Raw genomic sequence first — 18766 nt, forward strand, 5'->3', positions numbered from 1 at the left:
GAGACCGATGCGGTCGGAGTCGATGCGACTCCGGCCGCATTTGTCGTATCTCACGAAGTTTTGTGCGTTGCGGACAAGGGATTTGTCGCCGAGGCTTTAAGCTGGAGTCCATGAGTTCGGACACCGAGACGCTGCGCCGTCGCGCAGAGACAGGACGACGCCTGCGGGCAGGGGTCGGAGTCCTCTCCACCGTCACCCTGCAGAGGCTCGACGCCCGGCTTCCGTGGTACCGCTCGATGGCGCCCTCCGACCGCTCGTGGGTCGGCCATCTCGCCCAGTCGGGCATCAGCTCCTTCATCGACTGGTACCGCCACCCCGACACCGATCTGCGGGTGGTCAGCGAGATCTTCAAATCAGCGCCCCGCGACCTCATCCGCGCGATCAGCCTGCAGCAGACCCTCCAGCTGCTCAAGGTCGTCGTCGAGGTCGTCGAGGAGCGGGTGCCCGACATCGCCCGCACCGCCGAACAGTCGGCGCTGCGGGAGGCCGTGCTCATCTACTCCCGCGAGATCGCCTTCGCCGCCGCCGACGTCTACGCCCGGGCCGCCGAAGCCCGCGGAAGCTGGGACGCCCGACTCGAGGCGATGGTCGTCGACGCCCTCGTCCGCGGGGACTCCGTCGACGAACTCGCCAGCCGCACCGCGGCCTTCGGCTGGCAGTCCGAGGAGCCCGTGACCGTCCTCGTCGGCCGCGCCCCACAGCGTTCGGCGAAGAAAGGCATCGAAGTCATCCGCCGCAAGGCCCGCAAATGGGCCGAGGACGCCCTCGTCGGCGTCCACGACAACCGCCTCCTCATCGTCCTCGGCGGCGTCGGCGACCTCGACACGGCCGTCGAGGACCTCTCGGACTGCTTCGGCCCCTCCGAGGTCATCGTCGGACCCAGCGTTCCGAGCCTCGCCGAAGCGGCCACCTCGGCGAAGGCGGCGATCCGAGCACTCAAAGCCGCCACCGCCCGACCCGACTCACCACGCCCGGTCAAGGCCGACGAACTCCTTCCGGAGCGTGCGCTGGCCGGGGACACCGTGGCGCTGGGCGAACTCATCTCCCGCTACTACGAGCCGCTGACGACGGGGACGGGTCAGCTGCTCAAGACCGTGAGCGCCTACGTCGAGTTCGGCTCGTCCCTCGAGGCCACAGCCAAGGCGCTCTCCGTGCACCCCAACACCGTGCGCTACCGCCTGCGGAAGATCACCGAGGCGATCGGCCTCGATCCCACGGTCTCCCGTGACGCCTTCGTCATCCACATCGCCTTGGTGTACGGGCGACTGTCAGATGCCGGGCTATTGTCGAACGGCGACAAAATGCCATAGGCGACTTGGACCATCCACTAGATTGAACAGCGACGTCGAACGAAAAGAGAACTGAGTGCTAGTCATCACCTGCCCGGGCCAGGGCGCCCAGAAGTCAGGCTTCCTCTCCTCCTTCCTCGAACTCGAGACCTTCTCCGCCCAGATCGACGACCTCGCGTCGGCCTCCGGCATCGACCTGCGACTGCACGGCACGACCTCGGACGATGAGACGATCAAGGACACCGCGCTCGCGCAGCCCCTCCTCGTCGCCTCGGCGATCGCGTGCGCCGCCGAACTCGGGGTCACTCCCGACGTCGTCGCCGGGCATTCCGTCGGAGAGATCGCCGCTGCCCAGATCGCCGGTATCCTCTCTCCCGCTGATGCGATGCGCTTCGTCGCCGTCCGCGGATCCGGCATGGCCGCGGCCGCCGCAGAGACACCGACCGGGATGTCGGCCGTCGTCGGCGGCGAACCTGCCGATGTCCTCTCCGCCATCGAAGCCGCCGGGGTCAGCCCCGCCAACGTCAACGGCGGCGGCCAGACCGTTGCCGCAGGCTCCCTTCCGGACCTGGAGCGACTCGCGGACAACCCGCCCGAGCGCGCCCGGGTCATCCCGCTGCCGGTCGCTGGTGCCTTCCACACCGACTACATGGCTCCCGCCGTTCCCGCTCTCGCCGAGACCGCGGCCGGTCTCGGCGTCGCCGACCCGGACCTGCCGATCCTCACGAACTCCGACGGCTCCGTGGTCGAATCCGGGAAGGCGTATGTCGACCTCCTCGTCGCCCAGGTCACGAATCCCGTGCGCTGGGACCTCTGCCAGGAGACGCTCGTGGACATGGGTGTGACCGGGCTCATCGAGCTCGTCCCCGGCGGCACGCTCACCGGCATCGCCCGCCGGGCGATGAAGGGCGTCGAGACGTATCCCATCAAGACCGCCGCCGACCTCGACGGTGCCCGTGAGTTCGCCGCAGCCCACGCCGGAGCAGAAGGATGACCGCCATGCCCACTCTCAACACCGCCGAGACCGGCCGCTTCTCGAAGATCGCCGGCATCGGCGCCTACCGTGCCGAGAACCTCGTCACCAACGACGACATCGCCGGGCCGATCAACTCCTCCGACGAGTGGATCCGCCAGCGCACCGGCATCGTCACCCGCAGGCGCGCGAGCAAGGACGTCGGCGTCCTCGAGATGTGCGAAGAGGCAGCACTCGAGGCGATCGCCTCGGCGGGGCTCAAGCCCGAGGACATCGGCGGGATCATCATCTCCACCGTCACCTTCCCGTACTTCACACCCTCGGCGGCAGCCGCGCTCACCGACCGCATCGGCACCGGCCCGGTGCCCGCCTGGGACATCAGCGCCGCGTGCGCCGGGTACTGCTACGGCATCGCCCAGGCCGATGCGCTCGTGCGCTCGGGGACGATGGACAACATCCTCGTCATCGGCGCCGAGAAGCTCTCCGACGTCATCGATCCCACCGACCGGTCGATCTCGTTCATCCTCGGCGACGGCGCCGGCGCCGTCGTCATCACCTCGGCCGACGAGCCCGGCATCTCGAAGACGGTGTGGGGCTCGAAGGGCGAGAACTGGTCGACGATCCGGATGACCGACTCGCTCATGGACGTTCGCGACGACCGCGAACTGCCGTTCCCGACCCTGCGCCAGGACGGGCCCACCGTCTTCCGCTGGGCCGTCTGGGACGGCGCCGAGGTGGCGAAGAAGGCGCTCGAGGAATCAGGTGTCGAAGCCTCCGACCTCGCCGCGTTCATCCCCCATCAGGCGAACATGCGCATCATCGACGAACTCGCCAAGCAGCTGGGCCTGCCGGAGTCCGTCGTCATCGCCCGGGACATCGCCGACAACGGCAACACCTCGGCGGCGTCGATCCCGTTGGCCACCGAACGCCTGCTGCGCGAGCAGCCCGAGCTCAGCGGGGGCCTTGCCCTGCAGATGGGATTCGGTGCGGGACTCGTCTACGGCGCCCAGGTCGTCCGCCTCCCCTGAGACCGCCCGTTCACGGAAAACACTCCGTGAATGTCCTAAGATATTCGGCGGGACACTCGTCGAAACGGTTCCACTCCGACCGGGGGCACCTCGGTCGTCACTAGAAAGTAGGAAAGAAATGGCATTCACCGAAGCTGAAGTCCTCGCCGGACTCGCAGAGATCGTCAACGAAGAGACCGGCCTGGCCGTCGAGGCCGTCGAGCCGAGCAAGTCGTTCACCGACGACCTCGACATCGACTCCATCTCGATGATGACCATCGTCGTCAACGCCGAGAAGAAGTTCGGTGTGAAGATCCCGGACGACGATGTCAAGGACCTCGTCACCGTCCAGGATGCCGTCGACTACATCAACAAGGCCCAAGAAGCCTGAACCACTGAGGACGAACACGGCCCGTCCACCGACGGGCCGTGTCCCACACTATCGACGAGGTTTCCACCATGACACCAAAAGTTGTCGTCACCGGGATCGGTGCGGTGACACCCTTGGGCGCGACGGTCGACGAGACCTGGCAGGCGCTGCTGGCCGGGAAGTCCGGCGTCCGCACCCTCGACAATGACTGGGCGGAGAAGTATGACCTCACCGTCGACTTCGCCGCCACCGTCGACCCCGAGGTCGTGCCCGAGAAGCTCAAGCGCGTCCAGGCCAAGCGGCTGGACCCCTCAAGCCAGTTCGCCCTCATCTCCGCCCGTGAGGCCATGGAGGATGCGGGCCTGTCCGAGACCGACCCCGAACGCACCGCCGTGTCGTGGGCAACGGGCATCGGCGGCGTGTGGACGCTGCTCGACGCCTGGGACACGCTCAAGGAGGAGGGTCCGCGCCGCGTCATGCCGCTGACCGTCCCCATGCTCATGCCCAACGGACCCGCTGCCGCCATCGGCATGGAGTTCAAGGCACGGGCGGGTGTGCAGACGATGGTCTCGGCCTGCGCCTCGTCGACGGAGAGCCTCGGCCACGCCTACGATCTCATCGCAGAAGGCGACGCGGACATCGTCATCGCCGGCGGTTCGGAGGCGGCGATCCACCCGATCACCCTTGCCGCGTTCAATTCGATGCAGGCGCTCTCCCGTCGCACCGATTCCCCGGAGACCGCGTCGCGGCCCTACGACGTCGACCGTGACGGCTTCGTCATGGGCGAGGGAGCCGGCGCGCTCGTCCTCGAGACCGAGGAGCACGCGAAGGCACGTGGAGCGAAGATCTACGCCGAGGTGGCCAGCTGGGGCATCTCGAACGATGCCTACCACATCACGGGCAACGAACCCGAGGGCAAGTACGCGCTGCAGGCGATGGAGCAGGCGCTCGAGGCCGGCGGGCTCACCCCCGCCGACATCAAGCACGTCAACGCCCACGCCACGTCGACGCCCGTCGGCGACATCCCGGAGTCCGTCGCAATCGCCGAACTCCTCGGCGACCACATCGAGGACACCCTCGTCAGCGGCACGAAGTCGATGACCGGCCACCTCCTCGGCGGTGCCGGTGCGGTCGAGGCGATCTTCACGGTCAAGGCGCTCGAGACGCGGACCGCTCCCCCGACGATGAACATCACCGAGGTCGATCCCAAGGTGTCGATCAACATCGTCCGGGACACTCCCGCGCAGCTGCCCGACGGCGACATCGCCGCCCTGTCGAACTCGTTCGGCTTCGGCGGACACAACGCCGTCGTCGCCTTCAAGTCGGTCTGATCCCGATCCGGCGACAGAGTCGAGGGCCCCAGCGTCTGCGCTGGGGCCCTCGCTGTCTCTGCGCCCAGCTTCGTCGGGCGCTTCGTGTGTCGGCGGCGAGAGGCGGATCCTCAGCGCTTCGTCGGGGACTGCGTGTCGAGCGTCGTCCGGTAGTCCACCCAGGCCTTCGCGGCATCGCTGAGTTCCTCGGTCGACAGCTCGCCTGAACGGAGGAATGCCGTGGTCCGGTGGCTGCTCATCTCCGCGCGCACCGCCTCAGGGTCACCGGCGCGGACGAGTTCGGCTAGTCGGCGGTGCCGGGCGGCCCGCTCGCTCAGCGACTCCGCCGCGGAGCTGGCCCGCCGATTGAGCTGCATGAGCAGCCCCAATGGGTAGAGGATGGTCTCGAAGGCAGCGGTGAGTCTGGTGTTGCCGGACAGGGCGATGAACGCGCGGTGGAAAGCAAGGCTGTCGGGGACGGAGGAGGCTTCGTCACCGTCGGCTGCTCCCCTCTCAAGGTCCGCGACGGCGGCCATGAGCCTCTCCACCCGTGCCGGGGAGGCGGGAACGCCGAGGTCGACGGCGAGGTCCTCGAGGTGCTCGCGGAGGGTGACGATCTCGTAGGCGTCCTCGAGGCTGAGCGAGATCACCCGGGTGCCGACGCCGGGGACGCGGACGACGAGTCCGTCGTGCTCGAGGTCGCGCAGGGCCTCACGCAGGGTGGCACGTCCGACGCCGAGTTCATCGGCGAGACTCTGCTCCCCGATATGCGCCCCCGGTGCGAGATCACCCCGGAGGATGCGCAGCCGCAGGGCGTCGACGGCGAGGGCGACAGCGCTGCGCGGACCGCCGATCCTCGTGCCCACGCGCCTGCCGCGTCCGGTCGTCGTCCTCATGTGCCCTCCACGGTCTGGGGTGCGCGGTGCGGGACGATGACCGGGCGTCCGGTCACAGGGTCGGTGAGGATGACGCTGTCGATGCCGAACGCCTCGCGGATGGCCTCCGGTGTCAGCGTCGAGTCGGCCGGTCCCGCGGCGGCGATCCGCCCGTCCTGCATCGCGATGATGTGGTCAGCGTAGCGCACCGCCATCCCCAGGTCGTGGAGGACCATGACGACGGTGATGCCGCGCCTGCGCTGGAGGTCGGTGACGGTCTCGAGGACCTCGATCTGATGGGCGACGTCGAGGTAGGTCGTCGGTTCGTCGAGGAGGAGGACCTCGGGGGCCTGAGCGAGCGTGAGTGCGATCCACGCGCGCTGGCGCTGTCCTCCGGAGAGGGTGCCGAGAGGACGTTCGGACAGGTCGGTCAGCCCGGTCGCCGCCAAGGCCTCCCGGACGACCCGTTCATCGGCCTCCGACCACTGGTCGTACCAGCGTCGGTGCGGGTCGCGGCCGCGGGAGACGAGATCGATGACCGGCAGGTTCTCCGGTGCCTCCGGGGACTGAGGCAGAAGCGCGACGTCCTTCGCGTACTCCCGTGGCCTGCGTTCCCCGATGTCCCTCCCCTCCCGGTGGATGCCGCCGGTGCGCTCCTGGAGTCGGGAGAGCGTGCGCAGAAGCGTCGACTTCCCGCAGCCGTTGGGACCGACGATCGCCGTCGTCGACGCGGCGGGGATGTCGAGGCTGAGGTCGTGGAGGATGGTGCGCCCGCCGAGGCTGACGCGCACGTCGGTGAGGTGGAAGGCCGAGCTCATCGGACGGAGTCCTTTCCCTGGCGGACGAGGAGCCAGATGAGGAAGGGGGCGCCGATGATCGCGGTGATCGCGCCCGTGGGCAGGAGGATGGGAGAGGCGATGGTGCGGGCGACGAGGTCGCTGGCGACGACGATGCCGGCCCCGATGAGCGCCGAGGTGAACAGCGGCGGTCGCGCGGCACCGGTCGCCCGGTGGGCGATGTGGGGCGCGACGAGGGCGACGAAGCCGATCGGCCCGGCGACAGCGGCGGCGATGGAGGCGAGGACGACGGAGACGAGGAGCAGGCCGCTGCGGGTCACGGGGGCGTCCTGACCGAGCGCGGAGGCGAGGTCGGTGCCGAGGTGGAGTGCGGGCAGGCGGGTGGAGAGCGGAACGAGGACGGCGCCGACGATGCCGAGGGTGACCGCAGCGAGGACGACTTCGATGGGCCCGCGCCCGTTGAGGGAACCGGCGAGCCACACGTTCGCCCGGGCGGCATCGCTGATGTTCGCTGTGATGAGCATCCAGCTCGTCAGTCCTCCGAAGAGCGCCGAGGTGCCGACGCCGATGAGAAGCATCTGGAGTCCCCCGCCGGCGGCCAGGCGCAGGATCGCCGCGACCGTGAGCGCGGCGGCGAGACCGCCGAGCAGCGCGGCCGCCGAGGTGCCGAGGCCGTGGAGGAGGGTCGACATGCCTGACGCCGTCGGACCGGTTCCGCCGAGCACGATGACGGCCACCGCGCCGGTTCCGGCACCTGCGGTGACGCCGAGGAGGTCGGGGCTGGCGAGGCCGTTGCGGGTCGTCGTCTGGACGATCGCCCCGGAGAGGGCGAGCATCGCCCCGACGAGGATGCCGAGCACCGTGCGGGTCAGGCGCAGGGTGAGGACGATGAGCTGCTCCTGCTCTGTGCCGCCGCCTGTGAGGACTGCGAGCACCCGATCGGGGCGAAGCGACATCTCTCCCGCGCCGAGGGAGAGCACTGCCAGGACCACGGTGCTTATCGCCGCGACGAGCGTGACGAACAACGTCCGCGGCGACCACCGGAGGGAGACCGCGCCGATGCGCAGCGTCCGCGGTGCCGAGAGCGTCGAGGTGGTCATGGCCGCCTCCTGTAGAGCCTGATGACGAGGATGAGGAAGACCGGCCCGCCGATGATGCCGAGGACGATGCCGACCGGCAGCTCTGCGGGGGCCACGAGCAGGCGGCCGAGGACATCGGCGGCGAGGACGAGGGCGGCACCGAGCACCGCCGACAGCGGCAGGAGCCGACCGTGGGCGGGTCCGACGATCCCCCGGGCGATGTGCGGGGCGACGAGGCCGACGAACCCGAGCGAACCGACGAGAGCGGTCGCCCCGCCGACGAGCAGCGTGACGCTGAGCAGGCCCGCGATCTGAACGGGCAGGAGCCTGCGGCCCAGCGATCGGGCCATGTCGGAGCCGAGGGCGAGAGCGTCGAGGGACCGCGACTGCGCGGCGGCGAGGATGGCGCCGGCGATCATCAGCGGGGCGACGAGGCTGAGTGAGTCGAGTCCCCGACTGCCCGCCAACGAGCCGACGGTCCAGAAGCGGTAGACGTCGAGGGCTGCCTGGTCGAGGAGGAGGACGACTCCGCTGATCGCCCCGAGGAGCGCGGACACGGCAGCACCGGCGAGGACGAGTGAGGCAGGAGAGGCGTCCCGGCGGCGGTTGGCGACGACCCCGATGACGAGGACGACGGCGGCGCCGAGGTAGGCCGACCAGAGATACTCCGCCGGTGTGGCGAGTCCGAGGACGGCGATGCTGAGCACCACGGCCAGCGACGCACCGGCTGTGACTCCGAGCAGCCCGGGATCGGCGAGCGGATTGCGGGTGTGACCCTGGATGACGACTCCGGCGGCTGCGAGGGCGGCCCCGCCGAACAGTCCGAAGAGGGTGCGCGGGACCCGCTGCTCCCACACGATGGCCGTCGCCTCGGCGGTGCCCTGACCGAACAGCGCCGAGGCGACGGCGGCGACATCGAGAGAGCGTGATCCGACGAGGACGCTGAGTCCGACGATGACCACCACGCCGAGGACGGCGAGCCCGAGCGGCCCGCCGCCTCGGCGATGGCGACGCGATGCTGGTGCAGGAGCGAGTGCGGTCGCGGTCAAAGCGTCTTGAGGAGCTGTTCGATGATGCCGAGGTTGTGGTCGGCCGTCAGCGCGGCTCCCTCGTGGGTCTGCTTGTCGGAGCGGATGACGTTGTCGGCCTTGACCGCGGGCAGCTGCTGGTAGAGGCCGTTGTCCTGGAACTGCGACCAGACCTGCCTGTCGTTGACGAGGGCGATGATCGCGTCGGCGTCCTCGAACTTCTCGAGCGTCTGCTCGATGCTGTAGGAGACCTCCTTGCCGTCGATCGCATCCTGGAAGGACCTCGCCGGGGTGGCCCCGAGGTCGCGCAGGTTCGACGAGAGCAGACGGTTCGGGCGGACTTCGAGGCTCTCCTCGTTGTAGCTGAGCGGGACGAACGTGTTCGAGGTCAGTTCCTCCGCATAGTCCTTCTTCAGGGCGGCGACGCGCTCGTCGTAGCCGGCGATGAGCTCCTTCGCACGATCCTCGGTGCCGGTGGCGGCGGCGACGAGTTCGAGGTCCTCCTGCCAGGTGCTCGTGCTCTGGTCGCCGATCGCGATGACCGGGGCGATGGCTTCGAGCTCGGCGCGGATCGGCTCGACGTCCTCGGCCCGGGAGACGATGAGGTCGGGGGCGGCGCCGATGATCGCCTCGAGGTTGATCTCGTCGTCGAGGAACAGCTCCTTGGCCCCGTCCTTCTTGGCCGCCTCGAGTTCATCGCTGACCGGGGACTCGAGATCGAGGACGCCTTCCTCCTCGTAGGGGAAGCCGGTGAGCGGCAGACCGAGCGAGAGGACGATGTCGAGGTCGCGGCGGCCCTCGAGGACGACGACGGAGTCGATCTCCTTGGGCACCGACACCGTACCGAGCGACGTCTCCACGGTGCGGGTGCCACCCGAAGAGGAGTCGGATCCGGAGGCGCCGGCGGTGGCAGTGCAGCCGGCGAGGAGGGCGGGAACCAGGGCGAGAGCGGCGAGCAGCCGCGGTGTTGTAGTCATGAAAGTTACCCTAACCTTATCCAGTCGACTGTAAAGATGACGCAGGTCACAGCCACCGTTGAATGGGAAAGGGCCGGACCAGGCAGATTGTCAGGGCCGACTGTCACCGCCGGCGGCAGCTGAGTCGGTGCGGCAGTGGCAGGCCGGGCTGTCGGAGGCGCTCTCCCGATTCCCCACGACGGCGGCGAAGGCGGGGCACGACGACGACAGCGGGCACGTCGGAGGCAGAGACATGCCCGCTGTCGTCATACGGGATCGGTGAGGGGTCGGTCTGCGACGGACCGAACGGCGGTCAGGGTTCCTCAGATGTGAGGGGAGTCACGCGGGAGTGCGGCGTCAGCCGACCTTCGTCAGCCAGCGGACAGGAGCACCCTCACCGGCGTGGCGGAAGGCGTCGAGCTCTTCGTCCCAGGCTTCGCCGAGGGCGAGGGCCATTTCATGGGCGAGCTTCGCGGGGTCGCCGCCGGCGCGTTCCATGACCGAGCGGATGCGGTCTTCGGGGACGAGGATGTTGCCGACGGAATCGGTGACCGCGTGGTAGATGCCGAGGTCGGGCGTGTGGCTCCAGCGTCCGCCGTCGACTCCGGTGGAGGGTTCCTCGGTGACCTCGTAGCGTAGCGAGTCCCACCCGCGCAGCGCGGAGGCGATGCGAGAGCCGGAGCCTGCGGGCGCACGCCAGCAGACCTCGGCGCGCACAAGGCCGGGCGCTGCCGGCTGGGGTGTCCAGTCGAAGCGCGCCTGCGCACCGATCGCCCCGCCCGCTGCCCATTCGATGTGCGGGCAGAGCGCGCGAGGTGCTGAGTGGACGAAGAGTACGCCCTGTGTCATATCCATTTGTGTGCCTCCTGACTCGGATACGTCTTCCCCTACGATCCGAAAGGAGGTACACGGCTCATGATAGTCGACGATGCCCTGCGAGCCAAGCACCGAAATGCCGTCTCACCTGGGTTCTTGATCGCCAGTGCCCCCGGTCGGACTTGAACCGACGACCAAAGAATTATGAGTTCCCTGCTCTGACCAGCTGAGCTACGGGGGCGAGCCGAGACCAGAGTAGCACCGGAGGTCGCCCGCCTCCCATTCCCATGTCGTCGGCCGTGGTGTCGCCTCAGCCCGCCGAGGCGGTCGGTGAGATCCGCGTGAGCACGCTCCTCGCGGCGTCGACGCACGTGTAGCGTTCGGTCGTGATGTAGACGTCGTAGACCGTCTGCCCGTCGCTGCCGGGATCGTTGCGCTTCGACGCGGCGACGAGCCCCGACCAGTCGGGACCGACGACGACGACTCCGTGCTCGTTGCGCATCGGGTCGGAGGCGTCGACGACTCCCCCGCGCACGCCCGGGACCGGCGGGGTGGTGAAGCCGCCGGAGAACATCGCGGTGAGTCCGACGGTGTCGCGGATGCGCTCGTACCGGTCGTAGGTCGCCTGGGAGAAGGTCGTCTCCTCACCGAAGACGCCGAGGGCGATCGTCGCCGCCCCCGAGGCCAGGGCGCGCTCCTCGAGCGCGGCGATCTGGGCGATGAGGAGTTCGCGGTTCATCACCAGGGGTTCGCGTCGCAGACCCTGGGCGATCGAGTACGGGGTGCCCAGCGCCGGAAGGTTGCGCGAATGGTGGTCTGCCAGACCGTCCTCGGCAGGCGGGGGCACGGGGGTCGGTTCACGGGTGGCGCGGCCGAAGTAGGGCCCGGACATGAAGCGCGCCCCGAGCGCACGCACACGGTCGAGATCGTCCTCGGTCGTCACCCCCTCGGCGAGGATGACGGCACCGGTACGCTCGAGGTGGGCATGGAGGAGCCGGTTCAGCTCGGCGAGCTGGGCGTTGCACTCGACCGTGAGGACGTCGGGGTGGAGACCGACGACGGAGGGATTGACGAGCGGAACGAACGAGGTGCTGCGCAGATCCGGTCCGACCGAGGACATCCCGACGCCCCAGCCCATGGAGCGGGCCTGTCGCACCGAGCGGAGCACCGAAGCGGGCGAGGACGAGACCCGGGAGGCATCGAGCTGGAGGATGACGGATCGGTCCGGCGCCGTCGTGCGGTCCTCGAGAGTGGCGAAGGACTCCTCCTCGGCGTGGAGGAAGAGACGGTTCGAGTTCGGCAGGCCGGCTCCTTCGGCGGTGCGCAGAGCGGTGTCGCGCATCGACGCGTCGAGGTCGCCGATCATCGGCGAGGCATGCATCGCGCGGCGCAGGTTCTCCGATTCGGCATGGCCGAGCGCAGGGTCGCCGACGGGTGCCTGGAGGACCTGATAGCCGATGGTGTCGAAGGTGAAGGCATCGACGACCGGTGCGAAGCGGGTCTCGATCCCTCCGGAGCGCACCAGCTCCTCAAGGTCGAGGTCCTCATCCTTCACCGTCTGCACCACCGTCTGTCCTTCCATGTGGGAACTCGCGTTCACAGTCTTCCACATGACAGATGAGTCGGCTGTTGCGATTCGGGAACATTATTGCGCTCAGAGCTGAGGACGCCGCCCCCGCCTGACCTCGGCGATTCCCACGAATCCGGCACCGATGACGACAACAGCGATTGCTGCGAAGGCGACGACGATCCCCCGACTCCAGTCGCCTCCGGCCACGGCGGCGAAGGCGAGGGCGGTGATGATCGCCAAACCCATCGAGATGCCGATGCGCTGCCCCGTCTGGAGCACTCCGCCGGCGGATCCGGCGTAGCGCAGCGGCACCTCCTGGAGGGTGAGCGTCTGGTTGGGACTGATGACCATGCCCTGGGCGATGCCGACGAAGCTGAGGGTGAGCAGCATCCACCATTCGCCGCCGATGCCATTGGCGAGGAGGACGACGACGGCGACCGTGGAGACGAGGCCGAGAAGGCAGGTGACGATGCCCCAGACGACGAGTTTGCGCCCGATCTGGAAGACGAACCGGCCGGAGACGTCGGCGGAGACCGCGGAGAGCAGAGCCGCGGGAAGACCCATGAGACCGGCGGCGAGGGCCGTGTGTCCGAGTCCCTGCTGCATGTACATGGCCACGAGCACCCACACGCTCGTCACGCCCATGAAGTAGAGGGTGATGATGACCGCACCGCTGCTGAAGCTGCGGATCCGGAAGAGATCGAGGTCGACCATAGGTGTGCGTCCGCGCGCGGCGTAGCTCCGCTCCCACCGGGTCCACGACCAGATGACTCCGAGCCCGATCGGCAGCGCGAGCCAGACGTACCAGCCGAGCATGCCCTCGACGAACGGGAGGAGGACGAGGAGGACGCCGAGGCCGAGCAGCATGGTGCCGATGGGGTCGAGGTCGTGACGCGCGCGTCCGCGCCCGCCGGTCGCAGGCTCGACCGTAGCCTTCGGCGCAGTGTGCTCATCGGCGGCGACCTGGTCGGGAGCCGGATCCGATTGGGCGATCGGGTGCCAGGCCGTGTCCGGCAGCCACGCCCGGGCGAGGAGGGCGGCGACGATCGCGATGGGGACGTTGACGAGGAACGACGCCCGCCACCCCCAGTCGAGCCCGAAGACGGCGATGAACACGCCGCCGAGAACGGGCCCGATCGCCACGGAGAGTCCGACGATCGTGCCCATGAGCCCGAACGCCCGTCCCCGCTGCGGACCCTGGAAGTACTGCTGGAGGAGACCGACGACCTGCGGATTGAGCAGGCCCGAGCCGAAGCCCATGAGGACGCGGGCGATGTTGAGCGTGAGCGGGTCAGGCGCGAGCCCGGCCACCAAGGACGAGATTCCGAAGAGACTGACGCCGGCGATGAAGAGCTGGGCGCGGCCGAAGACGTCGCCAGCCCGTCCGGCGGCGACGAGGACGACGCCGAAGGACAGTGCGTAGCCGGTGAGCACCCATTGGAGCGCAGAGGACGAGGCACCGAGGTCCTGCCCGATCGCCGAGAGCACGACGTTGATGATCGACACCGACAGCAGCGACATGAAGAGCGGGACGAGAGAGATGAGGAGGATCCGCTTCTGCACCTGGGTCATCTCGCCGCCGGCCACCGCATCCACGCTCCTTCACGTCATCGTCTCTGCCTGCGATGATAGCCCCTGGTGACACGACGGGGCCCGCAGCGTCCGACTCACGGGCCGAAGCCGCGCAGGCGACTCAGATCGGATAACCGGTGACCGGCCCCTCCCAATTCGGCTTCCAGCCGAGAGCCGGAGCGACGTGCTCGGCGAAGGACTGGAGGACGTGGAGGTTGTAGTCGACGCCGATCTGGCTGGGGATCGTCAGCATCACCGTGTCGGCCGCTTCGATCGCCGGGTCGGCCTTGAGCTGATCGATGAGGACGTCGGGTGCCGCGGCGTAGGTCTTGCCGAACGTCGAGCGCATGTCGTCGATGATGCCGATCTGGTCGCCGTCCGCGCTCGAGCGCCGCCCGAAGTAGAGGTCGTCGAGGTCGGTCGTGATCGGGAAGATGCTCCGGCTCACGGACACCCGTGGCGCCCAGTCGTGGCCGGCCTCCTGCCAGGCGTCGCGGAACCTGTCGATCTGGGCACGCTGGAGGTCCCCGAAGGACTCACCGGACGCCTCGGTGAGCAGGGTCGAGCTCATGAGATTGACGCCCTGCGCGGCAGCCCACTCCCCGGTCGCCGCCGTGCCCGCGCCCCACCAGATCCGCTTGTCGAGACCCGGTGCGAAGGGTTCGATGGCGAGGCGCGCGCCGGGACCGTACTGGGCGGGATCAGCCGGCGCGACCTTCTCCCCGCGGACTGCGTCCATGAACTTCCCGAACTTCGCCCGGGCGATCGTCGCACCCTTGGCGTCCTCGGCGTCGAGGTAGCCGAAGGCTTCCCAGCCGCGTTCGGCGGGTTCCGGTGATCCCCGGCTCACCCCGATCGCCACTCGACCGTCGGAGAGGAGGTCGAGGGCCGCGGACTCCTCGGCGAGGTAGAGCGGGTTCTCATAGCGCATGTCTGGGTTATAGCGCTCGAAGGCAGGCGCTGCCACGGATGACTCGACCTTGCCATCGTGGGCAGCTGGTCCGGTGAAGCCTCAGACCGAGGGCGCTTGACCTTGCCCCTGGGGGAAGGCGTCAAGTGGTTGCAGGTGGTCACAACGCCACCGGCAATACGGAAAGAGGACGTGATCTGAAATGGCACTAAACATCGCAGCCGAAGAGCGGCAGACTGTTCACTATATCGGCATTCCCCTCAGCGCCCGATTCTCGGAGTTCGGCGCGCCCGGCGGCCCCAACGAGGCGATCCCGCGGATCTATCAGTGGCTGGGCGAGCACCAGGTTACGCCGCTTGGCGGGCCTCTCTACGTCTACCGTCACATCGGAAACAGTGATGACACGGCTGACCTCACCGTCGCGGTGCCGATCGCCGAACCGGTCAAGCCGACAGACGGTCTCGTTCTCGGTGCCCTCCCGGCAGGCACCTACGTCGTCGGCCGTCATGTTGGCGCGCCCGATGCCATCCCGGCGGCACACAGCGAGGCCAAGAAATGGGCCGAGGCCAACGGGCATCGCCTCGACGTCCTCGAAGACGACAACGGCGGACTGTGGACCGGCCACGCCGAGCACTTCCTTACCGATCCCGCGGAAGAACCGGACCCCTCCAAGTGGGTCACCGATCTGCTGTTCAAGACCGTCTGAGCGCGCAGAGCCTTCGATAGACTGGACTCCTGAGGAGGGGCATGGCCGATCTAATGACGATTGGAGAGTTCGCGGCGGCCACATGGCTGTCGCCGAAGGCGCTCCGGCTCTACGACCGGAACGGCCTCCTCTCGCCCGATGCGGTCGATCCGTTCAACGGCTATCGGAAGTACAGCCAGTCTCAGATCGAAGTCGCCCGTCTCGTCACCATGCTCCGGCGCATCGACATGCCTCTTGGCCAGATCAGGGAGCTGCTGGGACTGCCTGAAGACGAAAGAGCAGCCTTTGTAACGCGTTATCGGGAAGCCGAAGCGGAACGGCACACGCGTCGCCAATCCCTGGCTCGCTTCATCGAGCACGCGGTCGCAGAGGGCTCGTTGGACGGAGACGGCCAGCCTGGATCCTCCCGGTTTGAGGTGTCGCTGCGAACCGTTCCAGACAGCGCAGTTCTGACATCGACCCGGCACACGTCCGCCCGCGAGCTGCCTGATGTCATTCGCTCCAGTGCAGCGAGACTCCTGCAGCTCGCGGACGGACGCGGCGGTGCAAGCGGTGGGCTTCGTCGTGATCTACCACGGCCAAGTCGGCTGGGAGTCCGACGGGCCTATCGAGGTCTGTGTGCCGCTCCGCGACGCGGAGCGTGCCCATCGAGTGGAACGGGAGCATTTGCAGCTGTTCACGCGCGTCGTTTCCGAGGATGTGCAGTTCCCCAGGATTCTCGCGGCGTTCGAAGCGGTCCAGATGCGTGCTCGTCAACTCGGTTTCGCCCATGCGGGACCGCCTCGAGAAATCTACACACCCGACAACCAAGACTCGGTGCCGCGATGTGAGGTTGCATTGCCGGTCACCGCAAATGAAGGACAGTTGAGCATATGAAAATCGTTCTTCCCACGGACTGCGGGAATGCGCCGAGAATCGCCATAGTCGGAGAGTTCGTCACTAACTGGGCGAAGAGCGACGCCGAGGCCATGACCGCATGGTTGACCGATGATGTGACCTGGACAGTCGCCGGGCGAGGGGTCGCCAGTGACGTTGTCCCGGCCGGCTTCGCGTGCCCGGGCAGCATGCCCAACTACCTCGAAGTCAATACGATCATCACGCACGGCCGACTCGCTTCCTGTGATGGCTTCGTAGATTGTGAGTCAGTCCGAATGCACTTCAGTCACGTGTTCAAGTTCGCGAGCACGTCGAAGGCTGCCAAGATTAGGGAGGTCCGAACGTATCTCAGCGAGTGCGCTTAGCGCATATCGGGGTTGTAGCGTTGGAGTCATTGGCTACCGTCGTCTACAAGTACCTACACACTTGATCGGTGCTGCACGTTTCAGGGTCCGGGTGCGCGGCGTCCTGGCTGAGGTCCGCGATAGTGTCGCGCAGCACGGAGAGCTGCGCGATCTGCTGCTCGATCTCAGCGAGGCGCACGTCAAGCAGGTCGCGCACGTGCTCGCAGGGCGCATGGCCGCCGTCGCGGATGTCGAGGATCTGGCGGATCTGGGCGAGGGTGAGGCCCGCGGCCTGGCCGCGGTGGACGAAGTCGATCCGGGCGACCGTCTCGGGTGCGTAGTCGCGATAGCCGGACTGCGTGCGCTCGGCCGGCGGAAGCAGCCCCTGCCCCTCGTAGAAGCGGAGCGTCTTCGCCGTGGTGCCCGCGCGTTCGGCGAGTTCTCCGATGCGCATCGCGGCCTCCGATCGTTCGGCAGGAGCAGGCTTGACCTTCCCGTGCACTGGAAGGTCCAGTATGGCTGAGACAGAGCAGAAAGCCAAGGACTGACAGGAGCAGCGATGCCTACCAAGTACGACCTCGCCATCATCGGATCCGGAGGCGGAGCATTCGCCGCCGCCATCCGTGCGACCACGCTCGGCAAGTCGGTGGTGATGATCGAGCGCGGGACGCTCGGCGGCACCTGCGTGAACACCGGCTGCGTGCCGTCGAAGGCCCTCATCGCCGCTGCCGACACCCGTCACGTCGCCGCCGACGCTTCAGGCCGGTTCCCGGGGATCGCGGCGACGGCTGAGACAGTGGACATGCCTGCGCTGATCGCCGGGAAGCAGGCGCTGGTCGAGTCGCTGCGCGGCGAGAAGTACGCCGACGTCGCCGACTCCTACGGCTGGCAGGTCCGCCGCGGCGATGCATCGTTCGCCGGCGGCCCAGACGCCCCGGTACTGGAGATCATCGCCGGCGACGGGACGGTCGAGACCATCGAGGCCGACCACTTCCTGGTCGCGACTGGTTCTCGCCCGTGGGCTCCGCCGATCGACGGCCTGGAGGAGACCGGGTACCTGACCTCGACCACGGCAATGGAACTCGCTGAGGTTCCTGAGTCGTTGCTGGTGCTCGGCGGCGGCTACGTCGCCCTGGAGCAGGCGCAGCTGTTCGCTCGCCTCGGCTCGCAGGTCACGCTGCTGGTGCGGTCCCGGCTCGCCTCGAAGGAGGAGCCGGAGGTGTCCAAGGCGCTTCAGGAGGCGTTCGCCGACGAAGGCATCCGCGTCGTCCGCCGCGTGGTGCCCACCCGGGTCTCCCGCGGCACGGGAGGCGAGGCCGTCGTGACCGCCGACGTGTCCGGCGACTCGCAGGAGTTCCGCGCCGAGCAGGTGCTCGTCGCCCTCGGACGCCGTCCCGTCACCGATGGCCTGAACCTCGATGCGGTCGGGGTGAAGACCGGGGACTCCGGCGAGGTGGTCGTCTCCGACCGGCTGCGGTCCTCGAACCCGCGGATCTGGGCCGCGGGCGACGTGACCGGGCACCCCGAGTTCGTCTACGTCGCCGCCCACCACGGCACCCTCGTCGCCGAGAACGCGTTCGCCGACGCCGATCGTGCCGTCGACTATTCCCGCCTGCCGCGGGTGACGTTCACCGGGCCCGCGATCGGAGCGGTCGGGATGACCGAGAAGGAAGTGCTTGCTGCGGGGATCCGCTGCGATTGCCGCGTCCTGCCGCTGCACCACGTGCCCCGCGCGCTGGTCAACCGCGACACCCGCGGGTTCATCAAGATCGTCGTGAACGCCGACACGAACGAGATCCTCGGCCTGACCGCCGTCGCCAAGGACGCCGGAGAGCTCGCCGCCGCCGGTGTCCACGTGCTCGGCAAGACCGTCGCCGAGATCGCCGACGCCTGGGCTCCCTACCTGACGATGGCCGAGGGCATCCGGATCGCCGCGAAGGCCTTCACCACCGACCCGTCGCTGCTGTCGTGCTGCGCATGACCGGCAGCGCAGGCAATCGGGGAGATCTCATCCTGAAGAGGTGCAGACGACGAGCGCCGATCAGGACCGCGACGAACGGCGCGCCGGTCCCGTCGTCGTTGCAGGGACCGGACTGCTCTTGCTGGCATGCTGCGCGCTTCCGTTGCTGCTCTGTTGCGGCCTGCCGCTCATCGCGGCGGGCGGAGCACTCGCGGGCGTCGGTGGGATCCTCGGTAACCCCTGGATCATCGGTGCCGGGATCGCCGTCGTGATGGCTGTCACGGCGGGGATGCTCGTCAGGTTAGGGCGGCGGCACCGAGGCCGCAGG

The 18766-nt window shown here is 68.3% G+C and carries 19 protein-coding genes, 1 tRNA gene and 1 pseudogene; 10 read left to right on the forward strand and 11 right to left on the reverse strand.

The window, feature by feature from the left end:
• The first annotated feature begins 110 nt into the window (after positions 1-110).
• The 5 genes from EZE58_RS16755 to fabF all read left to right on the forward strand — a co-directional run bounded on the left by EZE58_RS16755 (position 111) and on the right by fabF (position 4970).
• Positions 111-1310 carry a helix-turn-helix domain-containing protein gene (locus EZE58_RS16755; RefSeq protein ID WP_063250479.1) on the forward strand — a complete coding sequence of 400 codons (1200 nt, stop codon included), beginning with the start codon at positions 111-113 and terminating at the stop codon, positions 1308-1310.
• A gap of 55 nt (positions 1311-1365) precedes the next feature.
• On the forward strand, positions 1366-2283 hold the full coding sequence (locus tag EZE58_RS16760) for an ACP S-malonyltransferase (RefSeq protein ID WP_009375619.1): 918 nt from the start codon (positions 1366-1368) through the stop codon (positions 2281-2283).
• Between the two features lie 5 nt (positions 2284-2288).
• Complete coding sequence (locus EZE58_RS16765) at positions 2289-3290, forward strand: beta-ketoacyl-ACP synthase III (protein ID WP_009375613.1); 1002 nt, start codon at positions 2289-2291, stop codon at positions 3288-3290.
• Between the two features lie 118 nt (positions 3291-3408).
• Positions 3409-3660: an acyl carrier protein gene (locus tag EZE58_RS16770; RefSeq protein ID WP_009375612.1), complete on the forward strand. Its 252-nt coding sequence runs from the start codon at positions 3409-3411 to the stop codon at positions 3658-3660.
• Between the two features lie 68 nt (positions 3661-3728).
• Positions 3729-4970, forward strand: a complete 1242-nt coding sequence (gene fabF, locus EZE58_RS16775) for a beta-ketoacyl-ACP synthase II (RefSeq protein ID WP_040340998.1) — start codon at positions 3729-3731, stop codon at positions 4968-4970.
• Between the two features lie 110 nt (positions 4971-5080).
• Here the strand turns inward: fabF and EZE58_RS16780 are convergent, their stop codons facing one another.
• The 10 genes from EZE58_RS16780 to EZE58_RS16825 form a co-directional block, all read right to left on the reverse strand.
• The gene (locus EZE58_RS16780; RefSeq protein WP_009375608.1) at positions 5081-5845 is read right to left on the reverse strand and encodes a GntR family transcriptional regulator; all 765 of its coding nucleotides are present in this window, start codon (positions 5843-5845) and stop codon (positions 5081-5083) included.
• On the reverse strand, positions 5842-6642 hold the full coding sequence (locus EZE58_RS16785; RefSeq protein ID WP_009375604.1) for an ABC transporter ATP-binding protein: 801 nt from the start codon (positions 6640-6642) through the stop codon (positions 5842-5844). Before EZE58_RS16785 ends, EZE58_RS16780 begins: the two co-directional genes overlap by 4 nt.
• Complete coding sequence (locus EZE58_RS16790) at positions 6639-7721, reverse strand: iron chelate uptake ABC transporter family permease subunit (protein ID WP_009375603.1); 1083 nt, start codon at positions 7719-7721, stop codon at positions 6639-6641. The genes EZE58_RS16785 and EZE58_RS16790 overlap by 4 nt, the downstream gene beginning before the upstream one ends.
• Positions 7718-8749 carry an iron ABC transporter permease gene (locus EZE58_RS16795; protein WP_009375602.1) on the reverse strand — a complete coding sequence of 344 codons (1032 nt, stop codon included), beginning with the start codon at positions 8747-8749 and terminating at the stop codon, positions 7718-7720. The genes EZE58_RS16790 and EZE58_RS16795 overlap by 4 nt, the downstream gene beginning before the upstream one ends.
• Complete coding sequence (locus EZE58_RS16800) at positions 8746-9705, reverse strand: ABC transporter substrate-binding protein (protein ID WP_009375601.1); 960 nt, start codon at positions 9703-9705, stop codon at positions 8746-8748. The genes EZE58_RS16795 and EZE58_RS16800 overlap by 4 nt, the downstream gene beginning before the upstream one ends.
• A 336-nt stretch (positions 9706-10041) precedes the next feature.
• Positions 10042-10533: a DUF3145 domain-containing protein gene (locus tag EZE58_RS16805; RefSeq protein WP_009375600.1), complete on the reverse strand. Its 492-nt coding sequence runs from the start codon at positions 10531-10533 to the stop codon at positions 10042-10044.
• 134 nt (positions 10534-10667) lie between these two features.
• Positions 10668-10741, reverse strand: a tRNA-Ile gene (locus EZE58_RS16810).
• A gap of 69 nt (positions 10742-10810) precedes the next feature.
• Positions 10811-12064: an EAL domain-containing protein gene (locus EZE58_RS16815; RefSeq protein WP_009375599.1), complete on the reverse strand. Its 1254-nt coding sequence runs from the start codon at positions 12062-12064 to the stop codon at positions 10811-10813.
• 90 nt (positions 12065-12154) lie between these two features.
• Complete coding sequence (locus EZE58_RS16820) at positions 12155-13666, reverse strand: MFS transporter (RefSeq protein WP_308443540.1); 1512 nt, start codon at positions 13664-13666, stop codon at positions 12155-12157.
• 97 nt (positions 13667-13763) lie between these two features.
• Positions 13764-14573 carry an LLM class flavin-dependent oxidoreductase gene (locus tag EZE58_RS16825; RefSeq protein ID WP_009375595.1) on the reverse strand — a complete coding sequence of 270 codons (810 nt, stop codon included), beginning with the start codon at positions 14571-14573 and terminating at the stop codon, positions 13764-13766.
• A 181-nt stretch (positions 14574-14754) separates the two neighbouring features.
• Between EZE58_RS16825 and EZE58_RS16830 the strand changes: the two genes are divergently transcribed.
• The 4 genes and pseudogenes from EZE58_RS16830 to EZE58_RS16840 all read left to right on the forward strand — a co-directional run bounded on the left by EZE58_RS16830 (position 14755) and on the right by EZE58_RS16840 (position 16499).
• Positions 14755-15258, forward strand: a complete 504-nt coding sequence (locus EZE58_RS16830) for a GyrI-like domain-containing protein (protein WP_167560962.1) — start codon at positions 14755-14757, stop codon at positions 15256-15258.
• A gap of 53 nt (positions 15259-15311) precedes the next feature.
• Positions 15312-15455 (forward strand): annotated as a pseudogene (locus EZE58_RS17765) (MerR family DNA-binding transcriptional regulator); the annotation flags it as partial.
• Positions 15456-15810: 355 nt separating this feature from the next.
• On the forward strand, positions 15811-16134 hold the full coding sequence (locus tag EZE58_RS17770) for a hypothetical protein (protein WP_346773195.1): 324 nt from the start codon (positions 15811-15813) through the stop codon (positions 16132-16134).
• Positions 16131-16499, forward strand: a complete 369-nt coding sequence (locus EZE58_RS16840) for a hypothetical protein (protein ID WP_009375588.1) — start codon at positions 16131-16133, stop codon at positions 16497-16499. Before EZE58_RS17770 ends, EZE58_RS16840 begins: the two co-directional genes overlap by 4 nt.
• Before the next feature lie 43 nt (positions 16500-16542).
• On the opposite strand, the gene EZE58_RS16845 is transcribed toward EZE58_RS16840, so the two are convergent.
• Positions 16543-16932: a heavy metal-responsive transcriptional regulator gene (locus tag EZE58_RS16845; RefSeq protein WP_009375587.1), complete on the reverse strand. Its 390-nt coding sequence runs from the start codon at positions 16930-16932 to the stop codon at positions 16543-16545.
• A 105-nt stretch (positions 16933-17037) separates the two neighbouring features.
• Here EZE58_RS16845 and merA point away from each other — a divergent pair, with 105 nt between their 5' ends.
• A complete protein-coding gene (gene merA, locus EZE58_RS16850) occupies positions 17038-18459 on the forward strand; it encodes a mercury(II) reductase (RefSeq protein ID WP_006215442.1) in 1422 nt (473 codons plus the stop codon).
• Positions 18460-18766 lie beyond the last annotated feature (307 nt).

It is taken from the genome of Brevibacterium sp. LS14, from assembly GCF_012027885.1.
In the GTDB taxonomy this organism is placed as follows: Bacteria; Actinomycetota; Actinomycetes; order Actinomycetales; family Brevibacteriaceae; genus Brevibacterium; species Brevibacterium casei.

What these genes read in the sequence shown, in the direction of transcription:
- EZE58_RS16755 (WP_063250479.1), top strand. Translation starts at nt 111, where the DNA reads ATGAGTTCGGACACCGAGACGCTGCGCCGTCGCGCAGAGACAGGACGA.
- EZE58_RS16765 (WP_009375613.1), top strand. Translation starts at nt 2,289, where the DNA reads ATGCCCACTCTCAACACCGCCGAGACCGGCCGCTTCTCGAAGATCGCC.
- EZE58_RS16770 (WP_009375612.1), top strand. Translation starts at nt 3,409, where the DNA reads ATGGCATTCACCGAAGCTGAAGTCCTCGCCGGACTCGCAGAGATCGTC.
- fabF (WP_040340998.1), top strand. Translation starts at nt 3,729, where the DNA reads ATGACACCAAAAGTTGTCGTCACCGGGATCGGTGCGGTGACACCCTTG.
- EZE58_RS16780 (WP_009375608.1), bottom strand. Translation starts at nt 5,845, where the DNA reads ATGAGGACGACGACCGGACGCGGCAGGCGCGTGGGCACGAGGATCGGC.
- EZE58_RS16785 (WP_009375604.1), bottom strand. Translation starts at nt 6,642, where the DNA reads ATGAGCTCGGCCTTCCACCTCACCGACGTGCGCGTCAGCCTCGGCGGG.
- EZE58_RS16790 (WP_009375603.1), bottom strand. Translation starts at nt 7,721, where the DNA reads ATGACCACCTCGACGCTCTCGGCACCGCGGACGCTGCGCATCGGCGCG.
- EZE58_RS16800 (WP_009375601.1), bottom strand. Translation starts at nt 9,705, where the DNA reads ATGACTACAACACCGCGGCTGCTCGCCGCTCTCGCCCTGGTTCCCGCC.
- EZE58_RS16805 (WP_009375600.1), bottom strand. Translation starts at nt 10,533, where the DNA reads ATGACACAGGGCGTACTCTTCGTCCACTCAGCACCTCGCGCGCTCTGC.
- EZE58_RS16825 (WP_009375595.1), bottom strand. Translation starts at nt 14,573, where the DNA reads ATGCGCTATGAGAACCCGCTCTACCTCGCCGAGGAGTCCGCGGCCCTC.
- EZE58_RS16830 (WP_167560962.1), top strand. Translation starts at nt 14,755, where the DNA reads ATGGCACTAAACATCGCAGCCGAAGAGCGGCAGACTGTTCACTATATC.
- EZE58_RS16840 (WP_009375588.1), top strand. Translation starts at nt 16,131, where the DNA reads ATGAAAATCGTTCTTCCCACGGACTGCGGGAATGCGCCGAGAATCGCC.
- EZE58_RS16845 (WP_009375587.1), bottom strand. Translation starts at nt 16,932, where the DNA reads ATGCGCATCGGAGAACTCGCCGAACGCGCGGGCACCACGGCGAAGACG.
- merA (WP_006215442.1), top strand. Translation starts at nt 17,038, where the DNA reads ATGCCTACCAAGTACGACCTCGCCATCATCGGATCCGGAGGCGGAGCA.